The organism is Sporosarcina sp. USHLN248, assembly GCF_037144575.1.
Taxonomy (GTDB): domain Bacteria; phylum Bacillota; class Bacilli; order Bacillales_A; family Planococcaceae; genus Sporosarcina; species Sporosarcina contaminans.
Window position 1 is genome coordinate 106,484 of record NZ_JBBCZC010000004.1, and the last position, 25,985, is coordinate 132,468.

Consider the following 25,985-nt stretch of genomic DNA (forward strand, 5'->3'; position numbering starts at 1 on the left):
CGGTTTTGCTATAATAAGAGAAAATAATGAAATGCAGTGAGGTTGGAGCATGACTACATATACACCAATGATACAGCAATATTTGCAAGTAAAAGCCGAATATAAAGACGCCTTCCTTTTTTTCAGGTTAGGTGATTTTTATGAAATGTTTTTTACGGATGCTGTCGAAGCGGCAAATATTTTGGAAATAACATTGACAAGCAGGGACGGCGGTGGAGCGGAAAAAATTCCGATGTGCGGCGTTCCTTTTCATTCAGCTGAAGGATATATTGAAACACTCGTTCGCAAAGGACATAAAGTAGCAATTTGCGAACAGACAGAGGATCCGAAAGTAGCAAAAGGAATCGTTAAGCGAGAGGTTGTAAAAATAATTACACCCGGTACCATTACGGAAGGAAAGAGCATAGATACACGCACAAATCACTTCATCGGAGCGGTCGATCAAATTGAAGCTAATCGTTTCGCTTTATCGTATGTAGATTTATCGACAGGGGAAGGGAAAGTCGAAATCGTTACAGGAGACGAGAGGACGCTAATTAGTGAAGTCGAAGCCCTTTCGATGAGGGAATTAGTCGTGCGTGAGCGGCTTCATATTGTATTGAGCGACAGTATGAGCAAACGAAATATCGTCCTTTCTATCGAAGAAGGAGAAGGGGAGCAACTTTCCGCCGAGCTTACAGAACAGCTGCCCCCTTCCATACGAGAATCCTGTGAAATGCTAATCGCCTATTTGAAAAGGACACAAAAGTCTGCGTTAGATCATTTACAGCCATTTGAGTACATTCAAAAGTCAGGAAAACTGTCAATCGATGCTAACTCTATGAGAAATTTGGAATTGGTCCAATCGATTCGTACGGGAGGCAAGGAAGGAACACTTTACTGGTTGTTGGATGAAACGGTAACCGCAATGGGTGCAAGGAAAATGAAAAGCTATATTCATCAACCACTTTCGAATCAAAATGCAATTGAAGAAAGACTGAATATAGTAGAGGATTTAATTGATGATTATTTCTTAAGGGAAGAGCTAAAAGAAAATTTAAAAGAAGTGTACGATTTAGAGCGTCTGTCGGGTAGGATTTCTATGGGAAGCGCCAGTGGACGGGACCTATCGCAATTAAGAAATTCATTGCGAAAAGTGCCAGCAATCAAACAAGCCCTTCAGCAATCAAAGTCAAGAAACTTAACTCATTTTGCAAATAAGATTGATTGCTGCGAAACCGCACTTGATTTATTAGAGAAATCGATCGCGGAAATGCCTCCCCTTTCTGTGAAAGAAGGAGGAATTATTAAAGATGGTTTCGATGCCCAGTTAGATCAATATAGAGAAGCATCAAAGCATGGGAAAGAATGGCTTGCTGAATTGGAGCAAAATGAACGTCAAAGAACCGGTATTAAAAATTTGAAAATCGGCTATAACCGCATTTTTGGTTATTATATAGAGATAACGAAATCGAATATCCATTTAGCGGATTTGTCACGCTATGAGCGCAAGCAGACATTGGCAAATGCAGAACGCTATATTACTCCGGAGCTGAAAGAGAAGGAAGATTTGATCTTGAATGCAGATGCAGCCAGCCAAGAATTGGAATATGCGTTATTCTGTTCAGTTCGGGATGAAATGAAAGCACATATCCGCACAGTGCAGCAGCTATCAAGTGTTCTTTCGGAATTGGATGTCCTTCTATCATTCGCTACAGTATCAGAAAAGTACCAGTTTGTCAGACCAAAATTCCATAAGGGACATGCACTTGAAATAAAAAATGGCAGACATCCTGTAGTGGAAAAAATGATGGATCATTCTTTGTACGTTCCGAATTCTTGTAGTTTGACCGAAGATGGGAATATGCTGTTAATTACCGGTCCAAATATGTCAGGTAAAAGTACATTCATGCGCCAAGTCGCATTAACGGTTATTATGGCCCAAATTGGATGCTTTGTTCCTTGTGAATCAGCATTGTTACCGATAACCGATCAAATTTTCACCCGCATCGGAGCTGCTGATGATTTAGCTTCAGGACAAAGTACTTTCATGATGGAAATGATGGAATCAAGATATGCAATCGCCAACGCAACGGCAAATAGTCTATTGCTGTTCGATGAAATCGGAAGAGGAACCTCGACATATGACGGAATGTCACTGGCACAAGCAATGATGGAATACATCCATGACGAAATCGGTGCGAATACATTATTCAGCACGCACTATCATGAACTGACCCATTTAGATACAGAGCTGAAAAAACTGACCAATGTCCATGTCGCCGCTATCGAACAAGATGGAAAAGTCGTGTTTTTACATAAAGTAATGGCAGGGGCGGCAGATAAAAGCTATGGAATCCACGTCGCTGAATTAGCCAACTTGCCGCAACCGATTATCGAGCGGGCAAAACGACTGCTCGTTACATTCGAAAGTAAAGAATTAGAAGTGATGTCAGACCACGGTGCCGAGCAATTATCATTTTTTGACGGACAAGAACAAATAGTAGAAGCATCTGAAACGCAATTGGAAGTCATCAATGAAATCGAACAAATTGATTTAATGAATATGACTCCAATGCAAGCAATGCAAACCATTTATAACTGGAAAATGAAACTGAAAGATAAACAAGAAGTAAAATAATAATTCGGGGAAGGAGGTATTTCAATGGATGTCATTTCCGTAATGGACGATGCGCTATCCAATAAAATAGCGGCAGGAGAAGTAGTGGAAAGACCTGCTTCTATCGTAAAGGAGTTAATAGAGAATTCGATTGATGCGGAGAGCACATCGATCGAAATATCGCTGAAAGAAGCAGGACTAACCTCGATCAGAGTTACGGACAATGGAAAAGGAATGTCGAAAACAGACGCAACACGTGCCTTTGAACGCCATGCAACGAGCAAGCTATCAAATGAACATGATCTTTTCAGAATCCGCACGTTAGGTTTTCGCGGAGAAGCGTTAGCGAGTATCGCCTCCGTTTCAAAAGTGGAATTGTGGACGTCAGATGGAGAACACGAAGGGACGCGGGTCCAAATTGACGGAGGAGCGGTGACAAAGCAAGAACATGCCGCTTTTAGGAAAGGCACTGATATGACAATTTCACAGCTATTCTATAATACTCCTGCAAGGCTAAAATATATGAAAACGATTCAAACCGAATTAGGTCATTCGATAGATATCGTAAACCGATTGGCCCTTAGCCATCCGCATATCGCCTTTAAATTATCCCATCATGATCAAGTCATCTTGCAAACTGCCGGTACAGGCGATCAGCGTCGAGTACTATCGGATATATATGGAATGGCGGTTGCTCGTAAAATGGTCCCATTCCAAGGAGAGAATGCCGATTATGCAATAGATGGCTTCATTACATTGCCGGAAATGACAAGGGCATCCAAAAACTACATTACACTAATTGTGAATGGCAGATGGGTGAAAAGCTATGCTGTCAATCAAGCTGTGTTAGATGGCATGCATACGTATTTGCCAATCGGCCGATACCCCATATCCGTCATTAACGTAACGGCAGATCCTTTTTTAACAGATGTCAATGTTCACCCTGCAAAACAACATATTCGAATGAGTAAAGAGGGGGAGTTGCTGAATCTCATTAAAACGGCTGTCAACGAGGCGATTAAAAAAACGGTCATTATTCCTGATGCAATAAAGCGAGAACCTGCACCAAAAATAATGTCCGAGCAAAGAACGATATGGAACGAAATGAAACAAACAGCACCATCAAACACATTCAGAAGCGCAGCTCCAAAACCGCAGGAAAAGAATGAAGCACTAATCGTTCAAGCGGAAAAGAAATTGGATGAGCGTATGTACAACAATGTAGAACCGGTTATTCAAGAAGAACCGCAGCAAGTGCAGCCGGAATATGTATATGAAGAGAAAGAACCAATAGAAATTGTGCAGGAAGAAATTGAAGAAGAAGCAGCAAATGATTTTCCTTCTTTAGTTCCAGTCGGACAAGTCCATGGAACGTATATTATTGCACAAAATGAAGATGGTTTTTATATGATCGATCAACACGCTGCACAAGAGCGGATAAAATATGAATATTTCAGAGATAAATTGGGTAAAGCGGATGAGAGTGAACGTCAAATGCTAATGATGCCTCTTATTTTCCATTATGCAGGAAATGACAAAGCGATAATTGAAGAGAATATGGAAAAGTTGAATGATGTAGGAGTTTATTTGGAAGAGTTCGGCCCTTCTTCGTATACGGTGAAGGAGCATCCTGTTTGGTTCCCAAAAGGAGAAGAAACTGCAATTATTGAAGAATTGATCGAGCAAGTGTTGGATGTAAAGAAAATCGATATTGGGAAACTCCGGGAAGAGACAGCAATTATGATGAGCTGCAAAAAGTCCATCAAAGCGAATCACTATTTAACGATTGCCGATATGGAAAGGCTGTTGTCGGATTTATCCAAAGCTGAAAACCCGTATACATGTCCACATGGCAGACCTGTACTCATTCATTTTTCAACATATGAAATTGAAAAGATGTTTAAACGCGTTATGTAAACGCAAAAGGATAGGGAGTGAAGATGGAGTGGGGAAATTTATTCTATCGATTGACCAAGGAACGACAAGCACAAGAGCAATCCTTTTTGATAAAGAAGGAAAAATGGTCCGAACTTCACAACGAGAATTTACTCAATTATTTCCGAAGCCTGGCTGGGTTGAACATAACGCCAATGAAATTTGGGGATCAGTACTGTCTGTTATTGCTTCCGTATTGACAGAAGGAGGCTACCAGCCTGAGGACATTGCAGGCATCGGCATTACTAATCAGCGAGAAACGACGGTCGTTTGGGATAAGCGTACAGGGCAGCCGGTCTATCACGCGATCGTTTGGCAGTCAAGGCAAACACAGCAAATCGTCGATGAATTGCGAGATGGCGGGCATGAAGAAACAATACGCAATAAAACAGGATTGCAACTTGATCCATACTTCTCAGCAACTAAATTAAAATGGATCCTCAGCCATGTGGAAGGCGCGAAAGAAAAAGCTGAAAAAGGCGATTTGCTTTTTGGAACGATCGACTCGTTTTTAATATGGAAATTATCGAATGGCAAAGTCCATGTAACGGATTATTCCAATGCTTCGAGGACAATGCTATTTAATATCCATGAGTTGAAATGGGATAAGGAGCTTTGTGATTTGCTGTCTATACCGATGGGCATGCTTCCCGAAGTCCGCATGTCATCCGAAGTTTATGCCCATACCGATCCGTCAGTATTTTTTGGTGCATCGGTTCCAATTGCTGGTGCGGCGGGGGATCAGCAATGCGCATTATTCGGCCAAGCATGTTTTCAAGAGGGTATGGCTAAAAATACTTATGGAACAGGCTGCTTCATGTTAATGAATACAGGGGAGCAACCTATTCAATCTGAAAATGGTTTATTGACAACGATAGCCTACGGTTTAAATGGGAAAGTAACTTACGCATTGGAAGGTAGTGTGTTCATCGCGGGCTCAGCAATTCAATGGTTACGAGATGGTATGCGAATGTTGCAGCATGCTAAAGACTCAGAAATGTATGCGGAACGCATTCCATCAACTGATGGTGTTTATGTCGTCCCAGCTTTTGTCGGTCTTGGAACCCCTTATTGGGATTCCGATACACGAGGAGCGGTTTTCGGATTGACCCGCGGTACGAAGAAAGAGCATTTCATTCGTGCGACATTAGAATCCTTGGCATACCAGTCGAAAGATGTATTAATGACGATGGAAAAGGATGCAGGAAAGAAAATTGAAGTGTTACGAGTTGATGGTGGCGCGGTTGCCAACTCCTTTCTTATGCAATTTCAAAGCGATCTATTGCAAATTGATGTGGAGCAATCCGCTTATTTGGAAACGACGGCTTTAGGAGCTGCCTATTTAGCTGGCCTTGCTACGAATTTCTATAGTTCGTTGGAAGAAATCCAAGCATTATGGTCCAAGGAAAAAACATACTCTCCTTCGATGGATTGCAGTGTAAGGGATGGACTTTATGCAGGTTGGAAAAAAGCAGTGGAAGCGGCGCGTGTCTTTAAAATGGATTAGAAGGAGGGCGTACAATGTTGTCATCAATTACAAGGCCAAAAGTAAAACAATTTATGCGCGACTACCAATTTGATCTATTGGTGATCGGTGGAGGAATTACCGGGGCAGGAATTGCACTGGATGCCGTTACGAGAGGGCTGTCCGTCGCTTTAATTGATATGCAAGATTTCGCAGCAGGAACTTCCAGCCGATCGACGAAATTAGTTCACGGAGGATTGCGGTACTTGAAGCAGTTCGAATTGAAAATTGTATCCGAAACCGGCAAGGAACGGGATATTGTTTATCATAACGCACTACATGTAACTGAACCTGAACGCATGCTGCTCCCTTTTCATAAAGGAGGCACTTTCGGAAAATTGACGACAGCTGCCGGGTTATTTGTTTACGATAAGTTGGCTGGTGTGAGAAAAGAAGAACGTCGTGAAATGTTGACTGCTGAGGAAACACTTGAAATGGAGCCGTTATTGAAAAGAGAAGGCTTATTAGGCGGCGGGCATTATGTGGAGTATAGAACAGATGACGCACGTTTAACAATTGAAACAATGAAGAAAGCCGTTCAAAAAGGGGCACTCTGTTTAAATTACGCGAAGATGGAGCAATTCAACTATTATAACGGCAAGGTTGTTGGTGCGCTTGTAAAGGATATGCTGAATGGCGAAATGTTTTCAATTGATGCGACAGTTGTCGTCAATGCTTCTGGCCCATGGGTAGATGAAGTACGGAAAAAAGACGAAATGTCCAACGACAAAACTTTGCGTTTGACGAAAGGTGTTCATATCGTTATTGATCGGATAAAATTCCCTTTGCGTCAAGCAGTCTATTTCGATGCGCCTGATGGTAGGATGATCTTCGCCATTCCAAGAGGGAAAAAGGCCTATATCGGAACAACTGACACTTTTTATGATGGCGATCCTGCACGGCCGGTTGCAACTTCCGAGGATATTGACTATTTGCTGGAAGCATTGCGTTATATGTTCCCTTCGACGATAGTGAAGAGAGAAGATGTAGAGTCGACATGGGCGGGAGTTAGGCCGCTAATCTATGAAGAAGGAAAAGATGCTTCCGAAATCTCAAGAAAAGATGAAATTTGGGAAGCGGATACAGGTCTTCTTACAATTGCCGGGGGGAAACTGACAGGCTATCGAAAAATGGCTGAGCATGTTGTTGACCGTATTGTCGATCGTTTTCCATCGCAATCATTTAACCCGTGTGTGACAGAGCAATTACGGTTATCGGGTGGAGAGTTTGACAATGAGGAACATTTCCAAAGTTTCTTGGATAGTAAAACGAATGAGGCCGGACTTTTTTCACTGTCGAAAGAGGAAGGTCGAAAGCTTTCATCTACTTATGGTACGAACGTTGATATTTTATTTAACTATGCACATGCCCTATCCGTGGAAAAATCTGATTTGCCACTTTCATGGAGAGCGGAAATTATGTATGGAATCCACTATGAAGCGGTTGTAACACCAGCAGACTACCTCATTCGCCGAAAAGGTGCATTATATTTTGAAATTGATCATGTAAAGCAATATAAAGAGGCTGTTATCAATTATATGGCAAATCTTCTTTCTTACTCTGAAGAGGAAAAGAAGCGCTATGCAACTGAATTGGATTTCCAAATCCAGATAGCGGAAGGGAAGGAGTGAGCGGACGATTGAATGAAGTCAATATACGAATGTCAGATGGCTGTACCATTCATGCTGTTTGGATGAAACCGAAAAAAGAGCTAATCGGACATGTGCATATTTTTCACGGTATGGCAGAACATATCGGCCGTTATGAGCCATTCATGGAATATTTATGCTCAAACGGTTATGCAGTTTCAGGACATGATCATAGAGGCCATGGACAAACCGCATTAAAAGCTGGAAATTTGGGGCATTTTGGCGATAACATAGGGTTTGATCGTATTGTAGAAGATGGAAATGAAATTATTGAGCATTTTAAAACAATCATCCCTGCAAACCGATTTATTTTATTCGGCCATAGTATGGGGTCATTCATTGCTCGCCGCTATGCACAATTATTCGGAGATAAGTTGGATATGCTTATTTGCTCGGGCACTGGAAATGATCCAAAATGGAGCCGTAAAGCAGGAAAAGCGCTAGCGATGTTGAGAAGGAAAATGAGTGGTGCAGACAAGCCTGATGTACTATTGAATTCGCTCGTCTTTGGCAATTATAGCAAGACTGTTAAAAATGCTGAAACACCATTTGATTGGCTATCAAGAGATAAGGCGTCCGTCGGAAAATATATTGAAGACCCGCTTTGCGGCTTCGTGCCAACGACGCAATTTTTCATCAATCTATTTGAAGGAATTGGCACAATCCATATGATGAAAAACATAGAGTATATGCCAAAAGACTTGCCGATTCTTTTATTATCAGGAGAAGATGATCCTGTAGGAGGATTTGGCAAAGGGATATACAAAGTAGCGGATCAATATGATCAAGCAGGATTGAAGGATGTCACTGTCATGCTTTATGCTGGAGGGCGCCATGAAATGCTGCACGAAACGAATCGGCAAGAAGTTTTTGAGTTTATTAAGAAATGGATAGAGAGAAAATGACTACATCACCTTTCGTCATCGCCATAGTCGGTCCGACAGCATCTGGGAAAACGGCATTGAGCGTTGACTTGTCTAAGAGAATTGGCGGAGAAATCATTAATGGAGATGCTATGCAAGTCTATAAAGGACTGAATATCGGCACCGCTAAAATAACTGAAGAAGAAAAACAGGGGGTTCCACATTATCTTTTCGATATAAAAGAGGCGACAGAGGCTTTTTCGGTTGCGGAATATCAAGAGAATGTAAGGTCTGCAATCGATGCAATTCATGTGAAAGGCAAAATACCGATCATCGTCGGAGGAACAGGTTTATATATACAGTCTGTCCTCTATGATTTCCGGTTTACTGAACAAGCATCAGATGAAGAAGTTCGTTTGAAGCTGGAACGTCAACTAATTGAGAATGGTCCAGAGGCGTTATATGAGAAATTGCAGGAGGCTGACCCGAAAAGCGCTGAAAAGATCCATCCGAACAATCATAGGCGTCTAATTAGGGCGTTGGAAATCATCGAAGTGACTGGAAAAACGAAAAATGCTCATGAGGATGGCAAAGGTCAGATACCAATCTATGAACACTTTATCGTAGGTCTTGATTTGGAGAGGGCACTTCTTTATGAAAGAATTGATCGCCGGGTCGATGCGATGATGGAAAAAGGTTTATTGGAGGAAGCGAAGGGTTTATGGGATGCCGGTGTCCGGAATGTGCAATCTGTCAAAGCAATTGGCTATAAGGAGCTTCATCAATATTTTGAAGGAACTTTAACAATTGATGAGGCAGTGGCGTTGATTAAAAAGAATACCCGCAATTATGCAAAAAGGCAAATGACCTATTTTCGAAATAAATTGGATGTGCATTGGTTTGATGCATTGACAGATCGTGAAATAATTATTAATGGAATTTTATCAATATTGAAGGATTTTGATCAGAACATCTCGAATAATAGATAAAGAGCAAAAGAATATAGAAGCTACAGGAGGATGGGGTGTATGGCACAAGGAAACATGCAAGAAGTTTTTTTGAATTCATTAAGAAAGAACAATACGTTTGTTACAGTTTTTTTATTGAATGGATTCCAATTGAAAGGGCTCATTAAGTCGTATGACAATTATACCGTCCTGTTAGAGTCGGATGGCAAGCAGCAATTGATTTATAAGCATGCGATTTCAACGTATGTACCAGCAAAACCTGTCACGTTGAAGGACGAGGCGTAATGAGGAAAGGCCGCATTCAAGTCTTTAATGAGACTTGATACGGCCTTTATTATTTTGGCCCTTGTGGTAATCGCCAATGGAAACGATAGGAAAGCATTCGTAACATTGTTGTTACGATCAATAATATATATAAGGCGATATCTATCTTATGTAAACCGAGACCGACGAGAAGCCCGGCCACTGCAGCCCATACTGCATAAATATCCTTTTGGAAAATTAGCGGTTTTCTACCAGCTAACACATCTCTAACGACACCGCCGCCAGCACCTGTCAATACTGCTGCAACCATAATAGCAAACAATGATTTTTCATATTTGACTGCTAACATTGCACCTTGAATTGCAAATGCTGCAAGCCCAACAGCGTCAAAATATGTCCCCCATCTGTTCCAATGAGTTAATAGCATTTTCGAAAAAAAGAAAATGATAAGGATTGAAATGGTCGCCACAATAAATAGGAAATTTTGATCCCATAGTACAGAGACGGGGGCGCCAATTAAGACATTCCGTATTGCACCGCCGCCAAACGCTGTCACCATCCCTAAAATATATACGCCAAATAAATCATATTGTTCTTCAAGTGCTATGAGGGCGCCCGATATTGCAAAGGCTGCTGTTCCGATGAAACTAAAAACTTCCCAAGCCAAACAACTGCCTCCTTTCTGAGAGCATCTATTATTGTAGCAAATGAATGGCGAATACGTTAGTCTCTTCTTTGTTTTGTGAGCTTCAAACGCCATTTATTATGATAAGATAATAGGGTGACTATAAAAAGAAAGAGGAATTACGGATGAAACTATTTCAATATAGCGAGCAACTGACATTACGAGCTTCGGAAGTAGAAGAAAAAATTGCTCCCTATTTTAAGCGTATCGAAGAGATTGCATTTTATAATCAGAGAAAGGTATTATCCGCTTTCCGGAAAAATAAGGTGAGTGATTTTCATCTCACAGGATCAACAGGATATGGGTATGATGATAGCGGTAGGGATGTCTTAGAACAAGTATATGCTGACGTGTTCGGAGCGGAAGCATGTTTAGTTAGGAACCAAATTATTTCAGGGACGCATGCCATTTCGTTAAGTCTTTTTGGGTTATTGCGTCCGGGAGATGAGCTGCTATATATTACAGGTAAGCCATACGACACTTTAGAAGCGATCGTTACAGGAAACGGTGAGGATACAGGATCATTGCATGATTATGGCATTACGTATAAACATATTGATTTGAAGGAGGATGGTTCTGTCAATTTTGAAGAAGTTTCAAAACATGTGAATCAACGTACTAAAATGATCGGCATTCAACGATCGAAAGGCTACTCGGATCGACCTTCTTTCCATGTGGAAGAAATTGAGGAAATGGTAAGGTTCATTAAAGAGATCAATGAGGATCTAATCGTTTTTGTGGACAATTGCTATGGTGAATTTGTGGAAACAAAAGAGCCGATAGAAGTAGGTGCTGATATTATGGCCGGATCTCTTATTAAGAATCCTGGCGGCGGGTTAGTACGTACGGGAGGTTATATCGCAGGGCGTTCGGATTTGATTCAGAAGTGTGCATATCGATTGACATCTCCGGGAATTGGTTCGGAAGCGGGGGCTTCATTGGATATGCTTCTTGAAATGTATCAAGGGTTTTTCTTAGCTCCTCATGTCGTAAGTCAGTCGGTGAAAGGTGCAGTATTTACAGCTGCTTTACTGGAAAGCTATGGCTTCAATACGACACCGCACTATGCAGATCTCCGCACCGATTTGATTCAATCTGTCAATTTCAGCAATGCTGAACAGATGATCGCGTTTTGCCAGACGATTCAAGAAAACTCTCCGATCAATGCTCATTATGCACCTGAACCATCCTATATGCCTGGCTATTCCGATGATGTAATCATGGCTGCTGGAACATTCATACAAGGATCGAGTATCGAATTGACAGCAGACGGACCGATCCGACCACCTTATACTGCATATGTGCAAGGCGGTTTGACATATGAACACGTAAAAGCGGCAGTTATGTCTTCTATGGAACAACTATTGAAATCGCAAATGGTGAAATAATATTATTAATAATTAAAGCTTTAACTCACGTTAAAAGGAGAAACACTCAACTACGAGGTTTCTCTTTTTTTAAAGCGCCCTTATTTGATTACTTTGTACCGGAGTTCAGCAAATTGATTGAATCTCCGCATTCCTTTTAAAGAGAGATTTAATTGTTGATTTCCTTCTCTGAATAGGGGAATACCTTTGCCAAGTATCGTTGGGGCAACTGTTATAATCATTTCATCAACTAACATTTCCTCAATAAAGGAAAGCAACAATTCTCCGCCACCAACAATCCAAATGTTTTTTCCCTCTTGGCTTTTTAGTTTGTTGACAAAACGATTTATATTACCATTTACAAATTTTACATCTTCCGTATTTTCTATTATAGATCTTGAAAATACGTAGCATTCTTTGTTCTTATATGGAAACTCCCCTGAATTTTCCTTTATTATCCAATCGTATGTTCTTTTCCCCATTAAAATGGTATCCACAGTGTCGTAAAATTCTGTAATTCCATTATCACCTTCACCTTCGACATTAAAAAGTCACTCTAGAGACTCATCCTCAGTAGCAATATATCCATCCAAACTTGAAGCAATAAATAATACCACATTTCGATTTTTACTCATTAAATTCTCCTTTACTCTTTTTTAGAATGTTCTCTGAGGCTTTGATTGATAAATAAGAACTTTAAAAGGTTTTCAGACAAAATTCGAATATTTTTCTTGAAAAATTCTAAACAAAAGGGAGTGTCACGAAATCGTGTGTCACTCCCTTTAGATGTATGGATAAGTTCAGTTGAAAGCAGCTAGACATTAATGAATATGTCGGTATACGCCAACAACTTTTCCTAAGATGGAAACGTTGTCTACGATAATTGGTTCCATAGATTCGTTTTCAGGTTGCAATCTAAAATAGTTTTTTTCTTTAAAGAATCGCTTTACTGTCGCTTCATCCTCTTCAGTCATTGCAACGACAATCTCCCCATTATTGGCAGTATGTTGTTGTTTGACGATGACGTAATCTCCGTTCAAAATACCTGCATCAATCATACTTTCTCCCATTATTTCAAGCATGAAAAGGTGGTCATCAGAAGTTCCGTAAGTTTCTGGTAGCGGGAAATACTCTTCGATATTTTCAATTGCAGTGATTGGAAGGCCGGCGGTTACTTTCCCTACAAGCGGAACGTGCAGAACTCCCGCTTTGAGTGCATCATGACCTTCAGGGTCTAACACTTCTATTGCTCTTGGTTTTGTAGGGTCTCTACGAATATACCCTTTACTTTCCAAGCGAGCTAAATGTCCATGGACTGTAGAGCTTGAAGCTAGTCCTACTGCTTCTCCTATTTCACGGACGGACGGGGGATACCCTTTTTGCCTTACTTCTTCTTTTATGAATGTCAATATATCTTGTTGTCTTTTCGATATTTTTTTCATTTTTCTCACCCCTCGATTAAAAGTTGTCTTAGGAAGTTTGTGGTTTCTTAACCACATTCGTGATTATTCCTTAAAAAGAGTATAACAGGTGTTCGAGTGGTTTGCAAACAGAGGTTCGAGAAAAACTGTTGACTTATAGGAATGCCTGTTCTATAATGGGAACAAATATTCCGAACAGACATTCTTGGAGGGGTTTTTATGAAGTTCATACAAAAATACGGATACATATTGTTCATGATGTTGCTCTGCTCTACATTTACTCTCTTTTGGGTTATGAAGCATTCACAACCGAATGACTTCGTAGAAATTACAATTTCCGAAGGGGATACGTTATGGGGGCTTGCCGAACATTTTTCCGAACATGAAGAGCCTCGTCAATGGATACGAAAAGTAATAGACATGAACGATTTAAGTTCAACAACGATTAAATCAGGAGAAACGCTCAAGCTGCCAGTCTATGCAAATTACGATGCCAATGCTATAGTATTGGCGGGTGAGGAACGATGAAAAATTGTGTCATTTACTGTAGAGTCAGTACAGAAAAAAACACGCAGGAACCTTCGTTAAGAAGGCAGGAAGAAGAGCTTATAGCGCTTGCTCAGAAGTTAGGGTATCATCATTTGAAAACATTTTCTGACAAGCATAGCGGTTATGATATTGAGCGAGAAGGATTACTTGATCTGCTCGATTACATCAAAACTGAAAATATTGACGCAGTTTTAATACAAGATGAAACAAGATTAGGTAGAGGGAACGCGAGAGTGGCCATTTTACATTTGCTATCGAAAACGAACATATCGATTATTACCAATCATGATAGCGGCAATATTGCTTTAAACGAAATGGATACAATGCTGTTGGAAATATTGGCGATCGTTGAGGAATATCAGCGTAAACTGCATAACGCGAAAATTAGAAGAGGAATGAAACGGGCAGTGCGCGAAGGCTATAGACCTGAAAACAATTTAAAAAACAAAGGTAATATGGATGGAAGAGAAAGAATAGAAGTGCCAATCGAAGAAATTGTTTCATTGCGTAAAAAAGGGCTCACATATGAAGAAATTACAAGCGTTTTAAAAGGTTTAGGTCATCATATAAGTAAAGCGACTGTACATAGACGTTATAAAGAATATGAAATGGAGCAGGAAGGCTGAATGGTTGCACTTCCTGCTCTTTTTGTATACCTTCTATAGTAGAGTTTCAGTGTAAAAGCGTTTTTCCATCAGATAGTGCTCTTGGAAGTAAGCAATGTGTTATATACAGAACTCTTCGCATTCTACAATTGAATGCAATTGCTGTGCAATTTTTGTTCTAAAAATGAAGTTTTATTACAATTGGAGGAATACTATGCTATCGCAAGATAAAATCAACCGTATCAATGAGCTTTCCAAAAAGTCTAAAACGATAGGATTGTCAATCGAAGAAGCAAAAGAGCAAACAAAATTACGAAAAGAATATTTGGAATCATTCCGTTCCTCTATGAGAAATACAATTGAGAATGTTAAAGTGCTTGATCCACAAGGAAATGATGTTACACCTCAAAAAGTTAAAGATGCAAAAAATAAAAAATATTTGAATTGATTGAGCGGGACATTTATGATATCCGAGATGCGGATTGTAATTCTTGTCTATATTGACTACACTATTATAGGATACGATTTATTCACTATTAGAGAAAGTTACGGGAAAGGATGTTCAGAATGACGGAACAAATTGAACAGTTAGCGATTAATACGATTCGAACATTATCGATCGATGCAATTGAAAAAGCAAATTCAGGTCACCCTGGATTGCCGATGGGTGCAGCTCCGATGGCGTATACGCTGTGGACAAAACATATGCACCATAACCCATCCAACCCGAAATGGTTCAATCGGGACAGATTTGTTCTTTCTGCTGGACATGGATCCATGTTGCTATACAGCTTGCTTCACTTGAGCGGCTATGACCTGCCAATGGAAGAAATCAAGAACTTCAGACAATGGGGTTCTAAAACACCCGGACATCCGGAGTATGGCTATACGGTCGGCGTTGAAGCAACAACTGGCCCATTAGGACAAGGAATTGGCATGGCTGTAGGAATGGCTATGGCAGAAAAACATTTGTCTGCAACATACAATCGTCCGGATTTCCCTGTGATCGACCATTATACTTATGCGCTTTGTGGAGACGGCGATTTAATGGAAGGCGTAGCAGCCGAAGCGATTTCTTTAGCTGGCCATCTACAGTTGAATAAGTTGATCGTCCTATATGACAGCAATGATATTTCTCTTGATGGCGATTTGAATATGGCTTTCACAGAAAATATTCAAAAACGTTTTGAGTCTTACGGCTGGAATTATATTCGCGTAGAAGATGGAAATAATGTTGGCCAAATTTCGAAAGCAATCGATGAAGCCAAAACTAATGAAGGCGGCCCAACAATTATCGAAGTGAAAACTGTCATCGGCTATGGATCTCCGAACAGATCCGGCAAAGCGGATGCTCACGGTATGCCGCTTGGCGAAGATGAAATGAAATTGACGAAAGAATATTACAAATGGACTTTCGAAGAGGATTTCCACGTGCCGGAAGACGTATACAGCACGTTCAAGAAATCGATTGAGGAGTTAGGTGTCAAATCGGAGAAGGAATGGAATGACCTATTTGACCGATACGCAGAAGCGCATCCTGAACTATTTTCACAGCTCAATGCAGCCATCAATAACGAAATTACTGAAAACTTGTCAAATCTGCCGACGTATGAAGCTGGCGCATCGATTGCTACGCGCTCCGCTTCAGGAGATGCAATCAATGCGATCGCCAAAACGGTTCCATCGCTTTTTGGAGGAAGTGCTGACTTAGCGGGCTCAAACAAAACGACAATTAAAGGTGCTGGAGATTTCCTTCCAGGTAACCCTGAAGGCCGCAATATATGGTTCGGTGTTCGTGAATTTGCAATGGGGACAGCGTTGAACGGTATGGCACTCCACGGTGGATTGAATGTTTTCGGCGGTACGTTCTTCGTGTTCAGCGATTACGTCCGACCTGCAATCAGACTATCTGCTTTGATGGAACTTCCAGTGACGTATGTATTTACGCATGATAGCATTGCTGTTGGCGAAGATGGACCGACTCACGAGCCAATTGAGCATTTATCTTCATTGCGTGCAATGCCTATGTTGACAGTCATAAGACCAGCGGATGGCAATGAGACATCTGCCGCTTGGGAAATTGCTGTTCAATCGAAAGATAGGCCGACTGTATTGGTGCTTTCACGCCAAAACTTACAAGTCTTGCCGACAACAGGCGAATTAGCTAAAGAGGGAGTTCGTAAAGGCGCCTATACTGTTTCTCCAGCTAAAGGTGAAGTTGCTGAGGCGATTTTAATCGCGACAGGTTCAGAAGTGAATTTAGCCGTTGATGCACAAAAGCAACTTCTATCGGAAGGAATAGACGTTGCAGTCGTCTCTATGCCATCTTGGGACTTATTCGATAAACAAGATGACCAGTACAAAGAGTCCGTATTACCGAAAGCGGTGAAAAAACGTCTATCCATTGAAATGGGTTCAACGCTAGGATGGCATAAATATATCGGTGATGAAGGAGAGGCAATGGGCATCGACCAATTTGGTGCAAGTGCCCCTGGAGCGAAAGTGATTGCCGAGTATGGCTTTACTGTAGACAATGTAATGAATAAAGTAAAAACAATGTTAAATAAATGATTGTGAGGCCACTTTGGAAAAAAACAATTTCCAAAGTGGTTTTTTGGTTCATGAAAAAATCTTTTTCAATTTATGAGTTATAGGGAGTTGCTTATGCTTATATATTTGTTTTTTTGCGGTAGTTTTTGGGCATATGCGGTTCTATTGTCTTTTATGAGCTCATCAATAAAAGATACTTCAATGTTTCCACCATTCCGACAATAAAAGTGTCTATCTTTTTCGTAATATGACAATATTTTTATTACATTTAGGGTAGACTAATAGAAAAGGAGGTGACGATCATGCGATCATATGGGATTTACAAAGTGAAAAAACGGTACCAATCATTCATTCTCGGTAGAGAGGGACTATTATATGATTTATTGAAAGATGATGCCCATGAGCGGCCTTTACAAGAAGTGCAATTTTTATGTGATGAAATTGAAGAAGCTGCAATTGACCAAGCCATTTTGAAAAACTTAGGAAAGAGTTTTACAACTGTGGAAAGCGATGAAGGAGAATACCGCTTATCCCATCCTATGAAAGGTTCGATCCACATCTCTATTTCTCCATATTCACTGTTAGCATATTGTGACGGTTCACGCATGTTAGACCTCGATCTCTTCGTCGCCTTATCCGGGTCTGATGATCGTTTCTTTGCAGTCATGGATGAACAAGGAGAGTGGGGATGGTTGAAACCGGTGAAGCAAGATTATCATTTAATGACCGAAAGGACTATTGTATTTTAATGGTATGAAGAGACCCAGGAAAGGAAAAGGGGTCTCTTTATTTTTAATACCGAATCAGTTCATATTGAATCAATTGGTTTGCTTGTCCCATATAAATTTCATTGCCAATTTTGCTGCGCTCGATAAATCCAGTTTTCTCTAACATTTTTCGCGAACGTACATTCCCCTCATGTGTTTCGGCTGTAAAAATATCAATTCCAAGTGTATTTGCCGCATAGTCAATCACTCGCAATAATGAAGCAGATCCGATTCCATTTCCCCATAAGGAACGATTCCCAATTGCGATGCCGATTTCAGCGGAATTTCCCTTAATGCATGCTAAATCTGCATAACCGATTAACTTGCCTTCAAACTCTATCCCAAGTCTTATAAAATTATGAGCTTTATTGTTTACACATTTTTGCCACCATTGATAAAGCTCATCTCTGTCCCTATTTTTCTCCCAGCCGTTTGCCATGCAAAAACCATCATCTTTAGACCATTTAAGGACGTCATCGAAATCATTTATCTGTAAAGGTCTAAGGCTAATTTCCATCTCCATATTGTAGTCCCCCTTAAAAATCAATAAATAATTCTACTTTTCTTATTATAGTATAAGAAATACAGCTAAAACGTCAGCAGATCAAAAAATTAAAATACCCAGACATTGCTATATGGCGCCGCTTTGTTGTATAATCCAACATGGTAGAGTAATCTCGAATAACGGTAGTGAAGGAGGTATAACGGATGAGCACGATTTGGGTAATCCTCATTGCCGTCGTCGCGTTAATCGCTGGTGTGGCCCTTGGATTTTTCATCGCACGTCAATATATGATGAAATATTTGAAGGAAAACCCACCGATCAATGAACAAATGTTACGGATGATGATGATGCAAATGGGACAAAAACCTTCACAAAAGAAGATTAACCAAATGATGGCGCAAATGAACAAAGTAAGTGAGAATGCAGGTAAGAAAAAATAATTGGACAAGGCAATAATATTGAGATAACGCAGTTTGTAAGTGTTTCAACAAATGCTTGCTAATTGTTCTAATCAATAATTGCCTGTCACAATGATGTACCCGAATCATTCTTCACGAAAATTACATGTTGTGCTTAATCTTTCTTAATCAATTACAAACGAACCACTTTTTCTGGTGAAAGATAAACCGGAGAGGTGGTTTTTTTGATGGAACTATAAGATGTTTTTAAAAAATAATTCTTTCACTTACTATTTGTAGTTTGAGCGCTATGGAAATAATAGGCTAGTCGATACGAGCAACACATAGAAACGATGAATAGTTCATAATGAAACACGCCTAAAAGCTGTACAGTAGGCTAGAAATGATAAATGGTTATAGAAAGGTGGTACAGGTAACAATGTGGGATTTTTTCGAGCGTATCATGATAAACAAGTAGTTTTAAAGAGGAACAGAGATCTTATTGATTAGATGCTAAAACAATGTTTATCGTTTATAATTGAGCGATTAAAAAATTTTAGATTTTTTATCATATGGAGAAATTCAACAAAACCAATTTATAAAGGTTCTTGAGATTTGAGTTTCTTCTATCCACGATAGAATTCTCTGAATTACCGCCGCAATGGATTGAAAGCGTTGAAACCGAAAGAGCGCGGGGATCGTGGTAGTTCCAGAAGGCTTTCGAAATTAATTATGTGTAAAAAGTTAGGATATAGCTGATTATGTAGTTTAATATTGTTCATGCTGTAATATTCCCATTTTACTGGCCACTTTTCTATTTCGGGAAAGTGTTTTTATTCAAATGAAAAATCCTTGCCCCGTGACAAGGCAAGGAGGTTATTAAGAGGAAAATCCGAATTCATGTAAAAAATGCCGCACTTCATATTCGTATTCCTCTGGATTTTCGTTAAAAGATTTTGCATGCGCGCCTTTTTCAAACAGCTTTAACATCTTATTTCCTTCTTTTAACGCAAATAATTCCTTCGTCATTTGTGGTAAAATAAAATCATCTTCCATACTATGGATGAACAACATCGGTTTTTCGATATGCTGTATAACTTCACGCGGCGAAACTAACGATGTAGTATAGCCATCCCGAATTTTCAAGAAAAAGTTAGCGGCACGCAATGTCATGGAAGTCCTTAATGGAGTATTCGTCCGTAAAATATGGAGAATTTGCTCGGAGAAATCAGAGAACGGGCAATCGACAATATAGAAATTTGCTTCATCCTCATAAGTACCAGCGTAAAGAATTGTCGTTGCTGCGCCCATCGATTCCCCGTGGACGCCTAAAAGAGCCCTTTTCCCAATTCTGTTACGAACGGCAGATACGACTGCTTGTAAATCAGCTTTTTCATAAAATCCGAAGCTTGTCGTTTCTCCACCAGAATCGCCATGCCTTCGATGATCATATATGACCGAATTAAAACCTAATCGTTCAAAAAGACGAGCGTATTTAATTGAATTGATTTTATTTTCCGTTACGCCATGGCAAATAATGACCGTCCGAGTCGTTTCAAGCGGTTGTAAAAAAACAGCACGCAGTGGATAGCCATTAGGTGAATGCACCCAAAAATCTTCTTTTTTCACCGTCTCATACCAATGCTCATCAAAACGTTTTGCAATAATTTCTCTGCGCAATATTAGATCCTTATCTTTCAGCTTCATGAACATAAGACGATTCGCAGCATAATAACCTAAAATGGTAAGGACGGCTGTATAAATGCTTCCTATAATTCCGGTTATGTAAAGGAAGCGCCGTTTCAATTCCGTCTCACTCCTTTGTCAGACTTCTTTTGTTTTATATAATCTGTACATACCTGTTTCAATTGGTCTCGAAACATGCGGCTCAATGATTTCAACAGCTTCACAAATTTTGTTAACGTCGATTCCGGTATGAATGCCGAGTGTATTTAACATATGGACAACATCTTCAGTAGCGACGTTGCCTGTTGCTCCTTTTGCAAAAGGACAGCCTCCAAGTCCACCGGCAGATGAGTCGAAACGGTCGATGCCAGCTTGCAATGCTGCAAAAATGTTGGCGATCGCCATTTTGCGCGTATCATGAAAATGCGCTGCGATCAGCACGTCTGGAAATGTTACTTTTAATAGCTTAAACAGCTCATAACTTTCTACTGGATTTGCCATTCCAATCGTATCTGCAACACTTAGTTCATCTACCCCCATTGATACGAAACGTCTGCATAATTCTATGACATCTTCTTTTTCAATTTTCCCCTCATAAGGGCAATAAAATGCAGTTGAAATGCATGCGCGTACAAAAATGCCTTCCGCTTTCAATATTGCGATGACTGGCTGAAGAGCATCCATTGCTTCATCTGTCGTTCGATTAATATTTTGTTTGTTAAACGAATTGCTTACCCCAACAAAAACTGCAATACTTTTAGCACCGGCCTCTAATGCCCGTTCTGCCCCTTTTTCATTTGGGGATAGGACAAACTGCCTTCCGATTTTCTTTGTCTGCTCTACAATTTCTTTCGCATCTCCCATTTGTGGTACCCATTTTGGCGAAACAAAGGAAGTGAGCTCCATTTCTTGTACACCCGCATTTTGCAATGCTTGGATAAATGCTAATTTGTTTTTCGTATCAACAATATTTTTTTCGTTTTGCAAGCCATCTCTTGGACCTACCTCGATAATTGTTGTTTTCTTTGGTAAAATGAACATATCCATCCCTCCTATACTTATTGTACTGAAGGGATGTACAAAAGGGCAATGTTCACGTAATAGAATGATAGGGGGAAATGCTATATGTCAAGTGAAGTAGTCATTGTAAGCGCTGTCCGTACAGCAATCGGATCGTTTTTAGGTTCTTTGAAAGATGTTTCTGCACCCGATTTAGGTGCAATTGTCATCAAAGAAGCGCTAAATCGCGCAGGAATCTTACCAAAAGACGTTGATGAAGTCATTATGGGGAATGTATTGCAGGCTGGATTAGGACAAAACCCTGCACGCCAAGCTGCGATTAAAGCTAAGTTGCCTGAAAACGTTCCTTCCATGACAATTAATAAAGTTTGTGGCTCCGGATTGAAAGCTGTCCATTTAGCGCGGCAAGCGATTGTTGCAGGAGATGCTGACATCGTTGTTGCCGGTGGCATGGAAAATATGAGCCAAGCTCCTTATTTATTGAAAAATGGCCGAGACGGGTTTAAAATGGGGGATCAAAAATTAATTGATAGCATGATTTCTGATGGATTATGGTGTGCTTTTAATGATTATCATATGGGAATTACTGCGGAAAATCTATGCGATCGCTATTCGATCACACGGGAAGAACAAGATGAATTTGCACAGCAATCACAAGTAAAAGCAGCAAAAGCGATAGAAAATGGGAAGTTTAAGGAAGAAATAGTCCCTGTAGAAATTCCTCAGCGAAAAGGCGATCCAGTCGTTTTTGCTCAAGATGAATACGTAAAGGCGTCTACGACAACCGAAAAGTTAGGTAAATTAAGACCTGCTTTCAAAAAAGAAGGTTCCGTTACAGCCGGCAATGCATCGGGAATAAATGACGGTGCTGCAGCGTTCGTCATTATGTCCAAAGAAAAAGCAGAAGAATTAGGTGTTCAGCCGTTAGCAACAATACTTGCAAATGCCAATGCTGGCGTAGATCCTTCTGTAATGGGAATCGGACCGGTGCAAGCTGTGAAAAATGCATTGCAAAAAGCGGATATGTCCTTGTCTGAAATCGATTTAATTGAAGCAAACGAAGCTTTTGCAGCACAATCGATTGCGGTTGATCGGGAGTTACATTTTGACAAGGATAAATTGAATGTGAATGGAGGAGCGATTGCTTTAGGGCATCCAATCGGAGCAAGCGGGGCGAGAATTTTAGTTACTTTGCTTCATGAAATGAAGCGACGACAAGCTAAATCTGGACTTGCAACACTTTGCATTGGCGGGGGACAAGGAGTCGCTACGATCGTTCAATTGCCTTAAAAGAAAGAAGGAGAATGAATGGCTAAGAAAAAACGTACTTCACAACCGTCATCATCAAAAGCAGATCAAGAGCAACTAACAATAGCTGATACACTTGGTGATGATATTTTACTACAGTTAAAGGAAGCGAAAAAGCAACTGACGGATAAGGAACAATCCGAGTTAGAAGCTGAGCGTGAGAGAAAGCGGAAAGAGCGGATTGAACGTGAAAAAAATAAAAGCTTTGCAGAATTGTTAGATGAATATGGAGACAAAGGCTCAAAATATTAATAGTAGGGCAGTCCAGAAAGTCAATGAAATGATTTTCTGTGACAGCCCTTTTCTATTTCGTAAAATTCTTATCTAGTTCCAGACCTACGCATGATTTGTTTAAAGCAGTAGTAGGCGGGAAAAGGAATGGTGGAGGTGTTTCAAATGGATAAAAAATTTGCAGAATGTTTACAGGCATGTTTAGATTGCATGAAAGCATGCAATTTTTGCTACGATGCTTGCTTAAAAGAAGAGCATGTGAAAATGATGGCAGAATGTATACGGCTCGATAGAGAATGTGCAGACATCTGTGCGTTTGCTGCACAAGCGATGACGAGGAACAGTCCATTCATTCATCAAATCTTAACCCTTTGTGCTGAAGTTTGCGAGAAATGCGCAGATGAATGTGCGAAGCATGATCATGAGCATTGTCAGCGGTGTGCAGAAGCATGCCGAAAGTGTGCAGAAGCATGCAAAGCCTATATAGAAGAATGAGCAACGCGAGCAAAAATCGGTGTTGGGAGTAGTCGAAGTGTTAGGACGGGAATATGATAATAGGAAGGTTACTGAAGAAGCTGAAAAACGGCTCAAGCCGTATGAGATCGGAAAGTAACCTAATTTAAAGTTCTTTATTTGTAAACGAACTATAAAATCATTTATTTCGTATGGAGTAGCTTTGTTAAAGGGCATTGAACTGTATTTTGAACACATATGTCACAAAAAAGAATAAAAAATCATTAATAGCACACTCTAAACTTGAAAAAAATAGAGGAGTGAATAATGATGAATAAAATGTTGAAATTTCCGATCATCTTTCTGATCGTGTTTGCACTATCAGGTTGTGGTACTAAAAATAATGACACGAATGACCAAAATGCCAATACTACAAATTCAACGAATGAGCAGGGGGCGGACGGTCAAAACGATATGAATGGCAATAACGATAACAACGATAACAATAGCAATAACAACAATAACACGAACAATGATATGAATAATGATTTGAATAATGAAACGAAAGTCGAAGTTGCAGATGACGCAGCTGAAAAAGTAGCTGCGATGGATGAAGTTGAAAGTGCGAATGTTCTTGTGACAAATCAAAATGCATATGTTGGTGTCATGTTAAAAGAAGGAACTGAAGAAACAGACGAATTGGAAAACAAAATTGCCGATGAAGTCCGGAATGCACATGAAGAATTTAAAAATGTATATGTGTCTTTTAACCCGGATTTTGCTGAACGATTCACTACTTATGGTGAACAAATTCGTGCAGGAGAACCAGTTGAAGGATTTATCGAAGAATTTAATGAAACGATTCAACGTGTCTTTCCTAATGCAAAATAATGTTTTCCATGCCATTTCATAATGAATGGCAGTTTATAGAATAGAGATGAAAAGGCTACCTTTTGACGAGTCAATCGGGAAGCCTTTTCCGCTTTTTGGTAGCAAAATCGAAATATACATAAAAATTGTGACAAATTTATGACATTTACATAACAAATTTGTTTTCATACAAACTTCGACATTCTTTTCGTGAAGATTCGGATATGATAGGCAATGGTGTGATTTTAAGAATATATGGAGGCGTAGTTGTGAAAAAATTGTTGGAAAAGCATTTGCTGTCGGTTAGGATCAATGTAAAAAGGACTGAGATGGTAAAAAAAGCGAAAAGTTTTGGGTTTACACATCCTACCGTCGTTTCCTGCAGCCAAGAATTAGATCTACTGTTAAACCGCTACCAAGATATAGCATGAAGAACATATCAAAAAAGATCTGTCCGGAAGTTCATTTTTACTTCCGGACAGATCTTTTTTAATCAGAGTCAATTAAGCTAATCTTGCCAAATCGCTTTTCAATTCCATCACCCAGCCAAATGGATCTTCCATTTGACCTTTTTGTATTTGAGAAAGATTCTCATATAGCCTTTTAGATAACTGGCCTGTTTCACCATTATTGACAATCATCTTATAGCCGTCCCAGTTCAATTCCCCTACTGGGGAAATAACCGCTGCAGTTCCAGTTCCAAATACTTCTTCTAGCTGACCTTTTTCGTATGCATTACGAATTTCATCCATTGAAATTTTTCGCTCCGAGACCGGTATATTCCAATGCCGTAGCATCTCGAGGACGGATTTTCGGGTGATCCCTTCTAATATGCTGCCATTGATCGCTGGGGTGATTACTTCACCATTGATTTTAAAGAAAATATTCATGCTGCCCACTTCTTCAACGTATTTTCGTTCGATTCCATCTAACCAAAGTACTTGGGAGTAACCTGATTGTTCGGCTACTTCTTGTGCTTTTAAACCTGCGGCATAATTTCCTGCTGTCTTAGCATTTCCAGTTCCACCTTTAACGGCGCGGACAAATTCATTTTCAACTAAGATTTTCACTGGATAGATCCCTTCTTTATAATAGGATCCTACAGGAGACAGAATAATGATAAATTGATATTTTTTTGACGGCGCGACACCAAGGAAAGCTTCATTTGCAATGACAAACGGACGGATATATAACGAAGTATCGGGCAATGTCGGAATCCAATCCTTTTCAATGAGTATTAATTGTGTCAGAGCTTGCAAAGCAGCTTCCTCATCAATTTTTGGCATGCATAGTCGCTCCAAAGAACGATTCAACCTTTTCATATTTTCTTGTGGGCGGAACAGTTTGATCGTACCATCCTCAGTTCGATACGCTTTTAAGCCCTCAAATACAGTTTGACCATAATGAAAGACGATAGATGCCGGATCTAATTGCAAAGGAGCGTAAGGAACAATTCGATGCCGGCGCCAACCTTTACCTTCTTCATAATCCGCTATGAACATATGATCCGTAAAGCTTCTTCCAAAAATAAGTGAATTTGGATTTGGTTTTTCTTTTCTTGTGTCGCTAAGCTTAATCTCGATGGGTAATCTTGTCATGCAAATCAAATCTCCTCGTTTTGGTCCCGGACCAATTAATGTTGAATAAAACAATTATACTGCATTTTTAGAAAAAAGAAAGACATAGAATACTTTTATTATTAAGTTTTTTTGGAAGCGGTTTCATGTTTGTTTCCAATAGAATTCATTTGTACAATAGAAGAAAAAT

26 protein-coding genes are annotated in these 25,985 nt (G+C 39.9%); 19 read left to right on the forward strand and 7 right to left on the reverse strand.

What is annotated here, in order from left to right; translation table 11 throughout:
• Positions 1-49 precede the first annotated feature (49 nt).
• From mutS to hfq, 7 genes are read left to right on the forward strand one after another with little or no spacing between them, the layout of a single operon-like run.
• A complete protein-coding gene (mutS, locus tag WFH04_RS02835; protein WP_336822540.1) occupies positions 50-2,620 on the forward strand; it encodes a DNA mismatch repair protein MutS in 2,571 nt (856 codons plus the stop codon).
• Between the two features lie 24 nt (positions 2,621-2,644).
• Positions 2,645-4,516, forward strand: coding sequence for a DNA mismatch repair endonuclease MutL (gene mutL / locus WFH04_RS02840; RefSeq protein WP_336822541.1), 1,872 nt, complete (start codon positions 2,645-2,647; stop codon positions 4,514-4,516).
• Between the two features lie 28 nt (positions 4,517-4,544).
• Positions 4,545-6,041: a glycerol kinase GlpK gene (gene glpK, locus WFH04_RS02845; RefSeq protein WP_336822542.1), complete on the forward strand. Its 1,497-nt coding sequence runs from the start codon at positions 4,545-4,547 to the stop codon at positions 6,039-6,041.
• Between the two features lie 14 nt (positions 6,042-6,055).
• The gene (locus WFH04_RS02850) at positions 6,056-7,690 is read left to right on the forward strand and encodes a glycerol-3-phosphate dehydrogenase/oxidase (protein ID WP_336822543.1); all 1,635 of its coding nucleotides are present in this window, start codon (positions 6,056-6,058) and stop codon (positions 7,688-7,690) included.
• Positions 7,691-7,698: 8 nt separating this feature from the next.
• Positions 7,699-8,613: an alpha/beta fold hydrolase gene (locus tag WFH04_RS02855; RefSeq protein ID WP_336822544.1), complete on the forward strand. Its 915-nt coding sequence runs from the start codon at positions 7,699-7,701 to the stop codon at positions 8,611-8,613.
• Entirely contained in the window at positions 8,610-9,560 is a 951-nt protein-coding gene (miaA, locus tag WFH04_RS02860; protein WP_336822545.1) for a tRNA (adenosine(37)-N6)-dimethylallyltransferase MiaA, read from the forward strand. The genes WFH04_RS02855 and miaA overlap by 4 nt, the downstream gene beginning before the upstream one ends.
• Positions 9,561-9,599: 39 nt before the next feature.
• Positions 9,600-9,824, forward strand: a complete 225-nt coding sequence (hfq, locus tag WFH04_RS02865; RefSeq protein WP_336822546.1) for an RNA chaperone Hfq — start codon at positions 9,600-9,602, stop codon at positions 9,822-9,824.
• Positions 9,825-9,873: 49 nt separating this feature from the next.
• Here the strand turns inward: hfq and WFH04_RS02870 are convergent, their stop codons facing one another.
• On the reverse strand, positions 9,874-10,470 hold the full coding sequence (locus WFH04_RS02870) for a trimeric intracellular cation channel family protein (RefSeq protein ID WP_336822547.1): 597 nt from the start codon (positions 10,468-10,470) through the stop codon (positions 9,874-9,876).
• A 143-nt stretch (positions 10,471-10,613) separates the two neighbouring features.
• Here WFH04_RS02870 and WFH04_RS02875 point away from each other — a divergent pair, with 143 nt between their 5' ends.
• Positions 10,614-11,876, forward strand: a complete 1,263-nt coding sequence (locus WFH04_RS02875; RefSeq protein WP_336822548.1) for a methionine gamma-lyase family protein — start codon at positions 10,614-10,616, stop codon at positions 11,874-11,876.
• Positions 11,877-11,956: 80 nt separating this feature from the next.
• On the opposite strand, the gene WFH04_RS02880 is transcribed toward WFH04_RS02875, so the two are convergent.
• Together WFH04_RS02880 and lexA are read right to left on the reverse strand one after the other, a co-directional pair.
• Complete coding sequence (locus WFH04_RS02880) at positions 11,957-12,337, reverse strand: dihydrofolate reductase family protein (protein ID WP_336822549.1); 381 nt, start codon at positions 12,335-12,337, stop codon at positions 11,957-11,959.
• A gap of 339 nt (positions 12,338-12,676) precedes the next feature.
• On the reverse strand, positions 12,677-13,297 hold the full coding sequence (gene lexA / locus WFH04_RS02885) for a transcriptional repressor LexA (protein ID WP_336822550.1): 621 nt from the start codon (positions 13,295-13,297) through the stop codon (positions 12,677-12,679).
• A 198-nt stretch (positions 13,298-13,495) separates the two neighbouring features.
• On the opposite strand from lexA, the gene yneA reads away from it, so the two are divergent.
• From yneA to sirA, 5 genes are all read left to right on the forward strand, one after another.
• Positions 13,496-13,804 (forward strand): cell division suppressor protein YneA, encoded by a 309-nt coding sequence (gene yneA / locus WFH04_RS02890; RefSeq protein WP_336822551.1) that lies wholly within the window; start codon positions 13,496-13,498, stop codon positions 13,802-13,804.
• A complete protein-coding gene (locus WFH04_RS02895; protein ID WP_336822552.1) occupies positions 13,801-14,451 on the forward strand; it encodes a YneB family resolvase-like protein in 651 nt (216 codons plus the stop codon). The genes yneA and WFH04_RS02895 overlap by 4 nt, the downstream gene beginning before the upstream one ends.
• A gap of 193 nt (positions 14,452-14,644) precedes the next feature.
• Entirely contained in the window at positions 14,645-14,878 is a 234-nt protein-coding gene (locus WFH04_RS02900; protein WP_336822553.1) for a DUF896 domain-containing protein, read from the forward strand.
• Positions 14,879-14,997: 119 nt separating this feature from the next.
• Positions 14,998-17,001, forward strand: coding sequence for a transketolase (tkt, locus tag WFH04_RS02905; protein ID WP_336822554.1), 2,004 nt, complete (start codon positions 14,998-15,000; stop codon positions 16,999-17,001).
• A 281-nt stretch (positions 17,002-17,282) separates the two neighbouring features.
• On the forward strand, positions 17,283-17,729 hold the full coding sequence (gene sirA, locus WFH04_RS02910) for a sporulation inhibitor of replication protein SirA (protein WP_336822555.1): 447 nt from the start codon (positions 17,283-17,285) through the stop codon (positions 17,727-17,729).
• 43 nt (positions 17,730-17,772) lie between these two features.
• Here sirA and WFH04_RS02915 read toward each other — a convergent pair whose 3' ends face one another.
• Positions 17,773-18,270, reverse strand: a complete 498-nt coding sequence (locus tag WFH04_RS02915; protein WP_336822556.1) for a GNAT family N-acetyltransferase — start codon at positions 18,268-18,270, stop codon at positions 17,773-17,775.
• A gap of 185 nt (positions 18,271-18,455) precedes the next feature.
• Between WFH04_RS02915 and WFH04_RS02920 the strand changes: the two genes are divergently transcribed.
• Positions 18,456-18,692, forward strand: a complete 237-nt coding sequence (locus WFH04_RS02920) for a YneF family protein (RefSeq protein WP_336822557.1) — start codon at positions 18,456-18,458, stop codon at positions 18,690-18,692.
• Between the two features lie 837 nt (positions 18,693-19,529).
• Here WFH04_RS02920 and WFH04_RS02925 read toward each other — a convergent pair.
• Both WFH04_RS02925 and WFH04_RS02930 read right to left on the reverse strand, forming a co-directional pair.
• Positions 19,530-20,456 (reverse strand): alpha/beta hydrolase, encoded by a 927-nt coding sequence (locus WFH04_RS02925; protein WP_336822558.1) that lies wholly within the window; start codon positions 20,454-20,456, stop codon positions 19,530-19,532.
• An 18-nt stretch (positions 20,457-20,474) separates the two neighbouring features.
• Positions 20,475-21,377 carry a hydroxymethylglutaryl-CoA lyase gene (locus WFH04_RS02930; protein ID WP_336822559.1) on the reverse strand — a complete coding sequence of 301 codons (903 nt, stop codon included), beginning with the start codon at positions 21,375-21,377 and terminating at the stop codon, positions 20,475-20,477.
• Positions 21,378-21,461: 84 nt separating this feature from the next.
• Here WFH04_RS02930 and WFH04_RS02935 point away from each other — a divergent pair, with 84 nt between their 5' ends.
• The 5 genes from WFH04_RS02935 to WFH04_RS02955 all read left to right on the forward strand — a co-directional run bounded on the left by WFH04_RS02935 (position 21,462) and on the right by WFH04_RS02955 (position 24,649).
• A complete protein-coding gene (locus WFH04_RS02935; protein ID WP_336822560.1) occupies positions 21,462-22,646 on the forward strand; it encodes an acetyl-CoA C-acetyltransferase in 1,185 nt (394 codons plus the stop codon).
• An 18-nt stretch (positions 22,647-22,664) separates the two neighbouring features.
• Positions 22,665-22,916 carry a YqkE family protein gene (locus WFH04_RS02940; protein WP_336822561.1) on the forward strand — a complete coding sequence of 84 codons (252 nt, stop codon included), beginning with the start codon at positions 22,665-22,667 and terminating at the stop codon, positions 22,914-22,916.
• A gap of 144 nt (positions 22,917-23,060) precedes the next feature.
• Entirely contained in the window at positions 23,061-23,390 is a 330-nt protein-coding gene (locus tag WFH04_RS02945; RefSeq protein WP_336822562.1) for a four-helix bundle copper-binding protein, read from the forward strand.
• A gap of 288 nt (positions 23,391-23,678) precedes the next feature.
• Positions 23,679-24,239: a YhcN/YlaJ family sporulation lipoprotein gene (locus WFH04_RS02950; RefSeq protein ID WP_336822563.1), complete on the forward strand. Its 561-nt coding sequence runs from the start codon at positions 23,679-23,681 to the stop codon at positions 24,237-24,239.
• Between the two features lie 248 nt (positions 24,240-24,487).
• Positions 24,488-24,649, forward strand: coding sequence for an aspartyl-phosphate phosphatase Spo0E family protein (locus WFH04_RS02955; RefSeq protein WP_336822564.1), 162 nt, complete (start codon positions 24,488-24,490; stop codon positions 24,647-24,649).
• Between the two features lie 72 nt (positions 24,650-24,721).
• On the opposite strand, the gene WFH04_RS02960 is transcribed toward WFH04_RS02955, so the two are convergent.
• Complete coding sequence (locus WFH04_RS02960) at positions 24,722-25,816, reverse strand: branched-chain amino acid aminotransferase (protein WP_336822565.1); 1,095 nt, start codon at positions 25,814-25,816, stop codon at positions 24,722-24,724.
• Between the last annotated feature and the right edge of the window lie 169 nt (positions 25,817-25,985).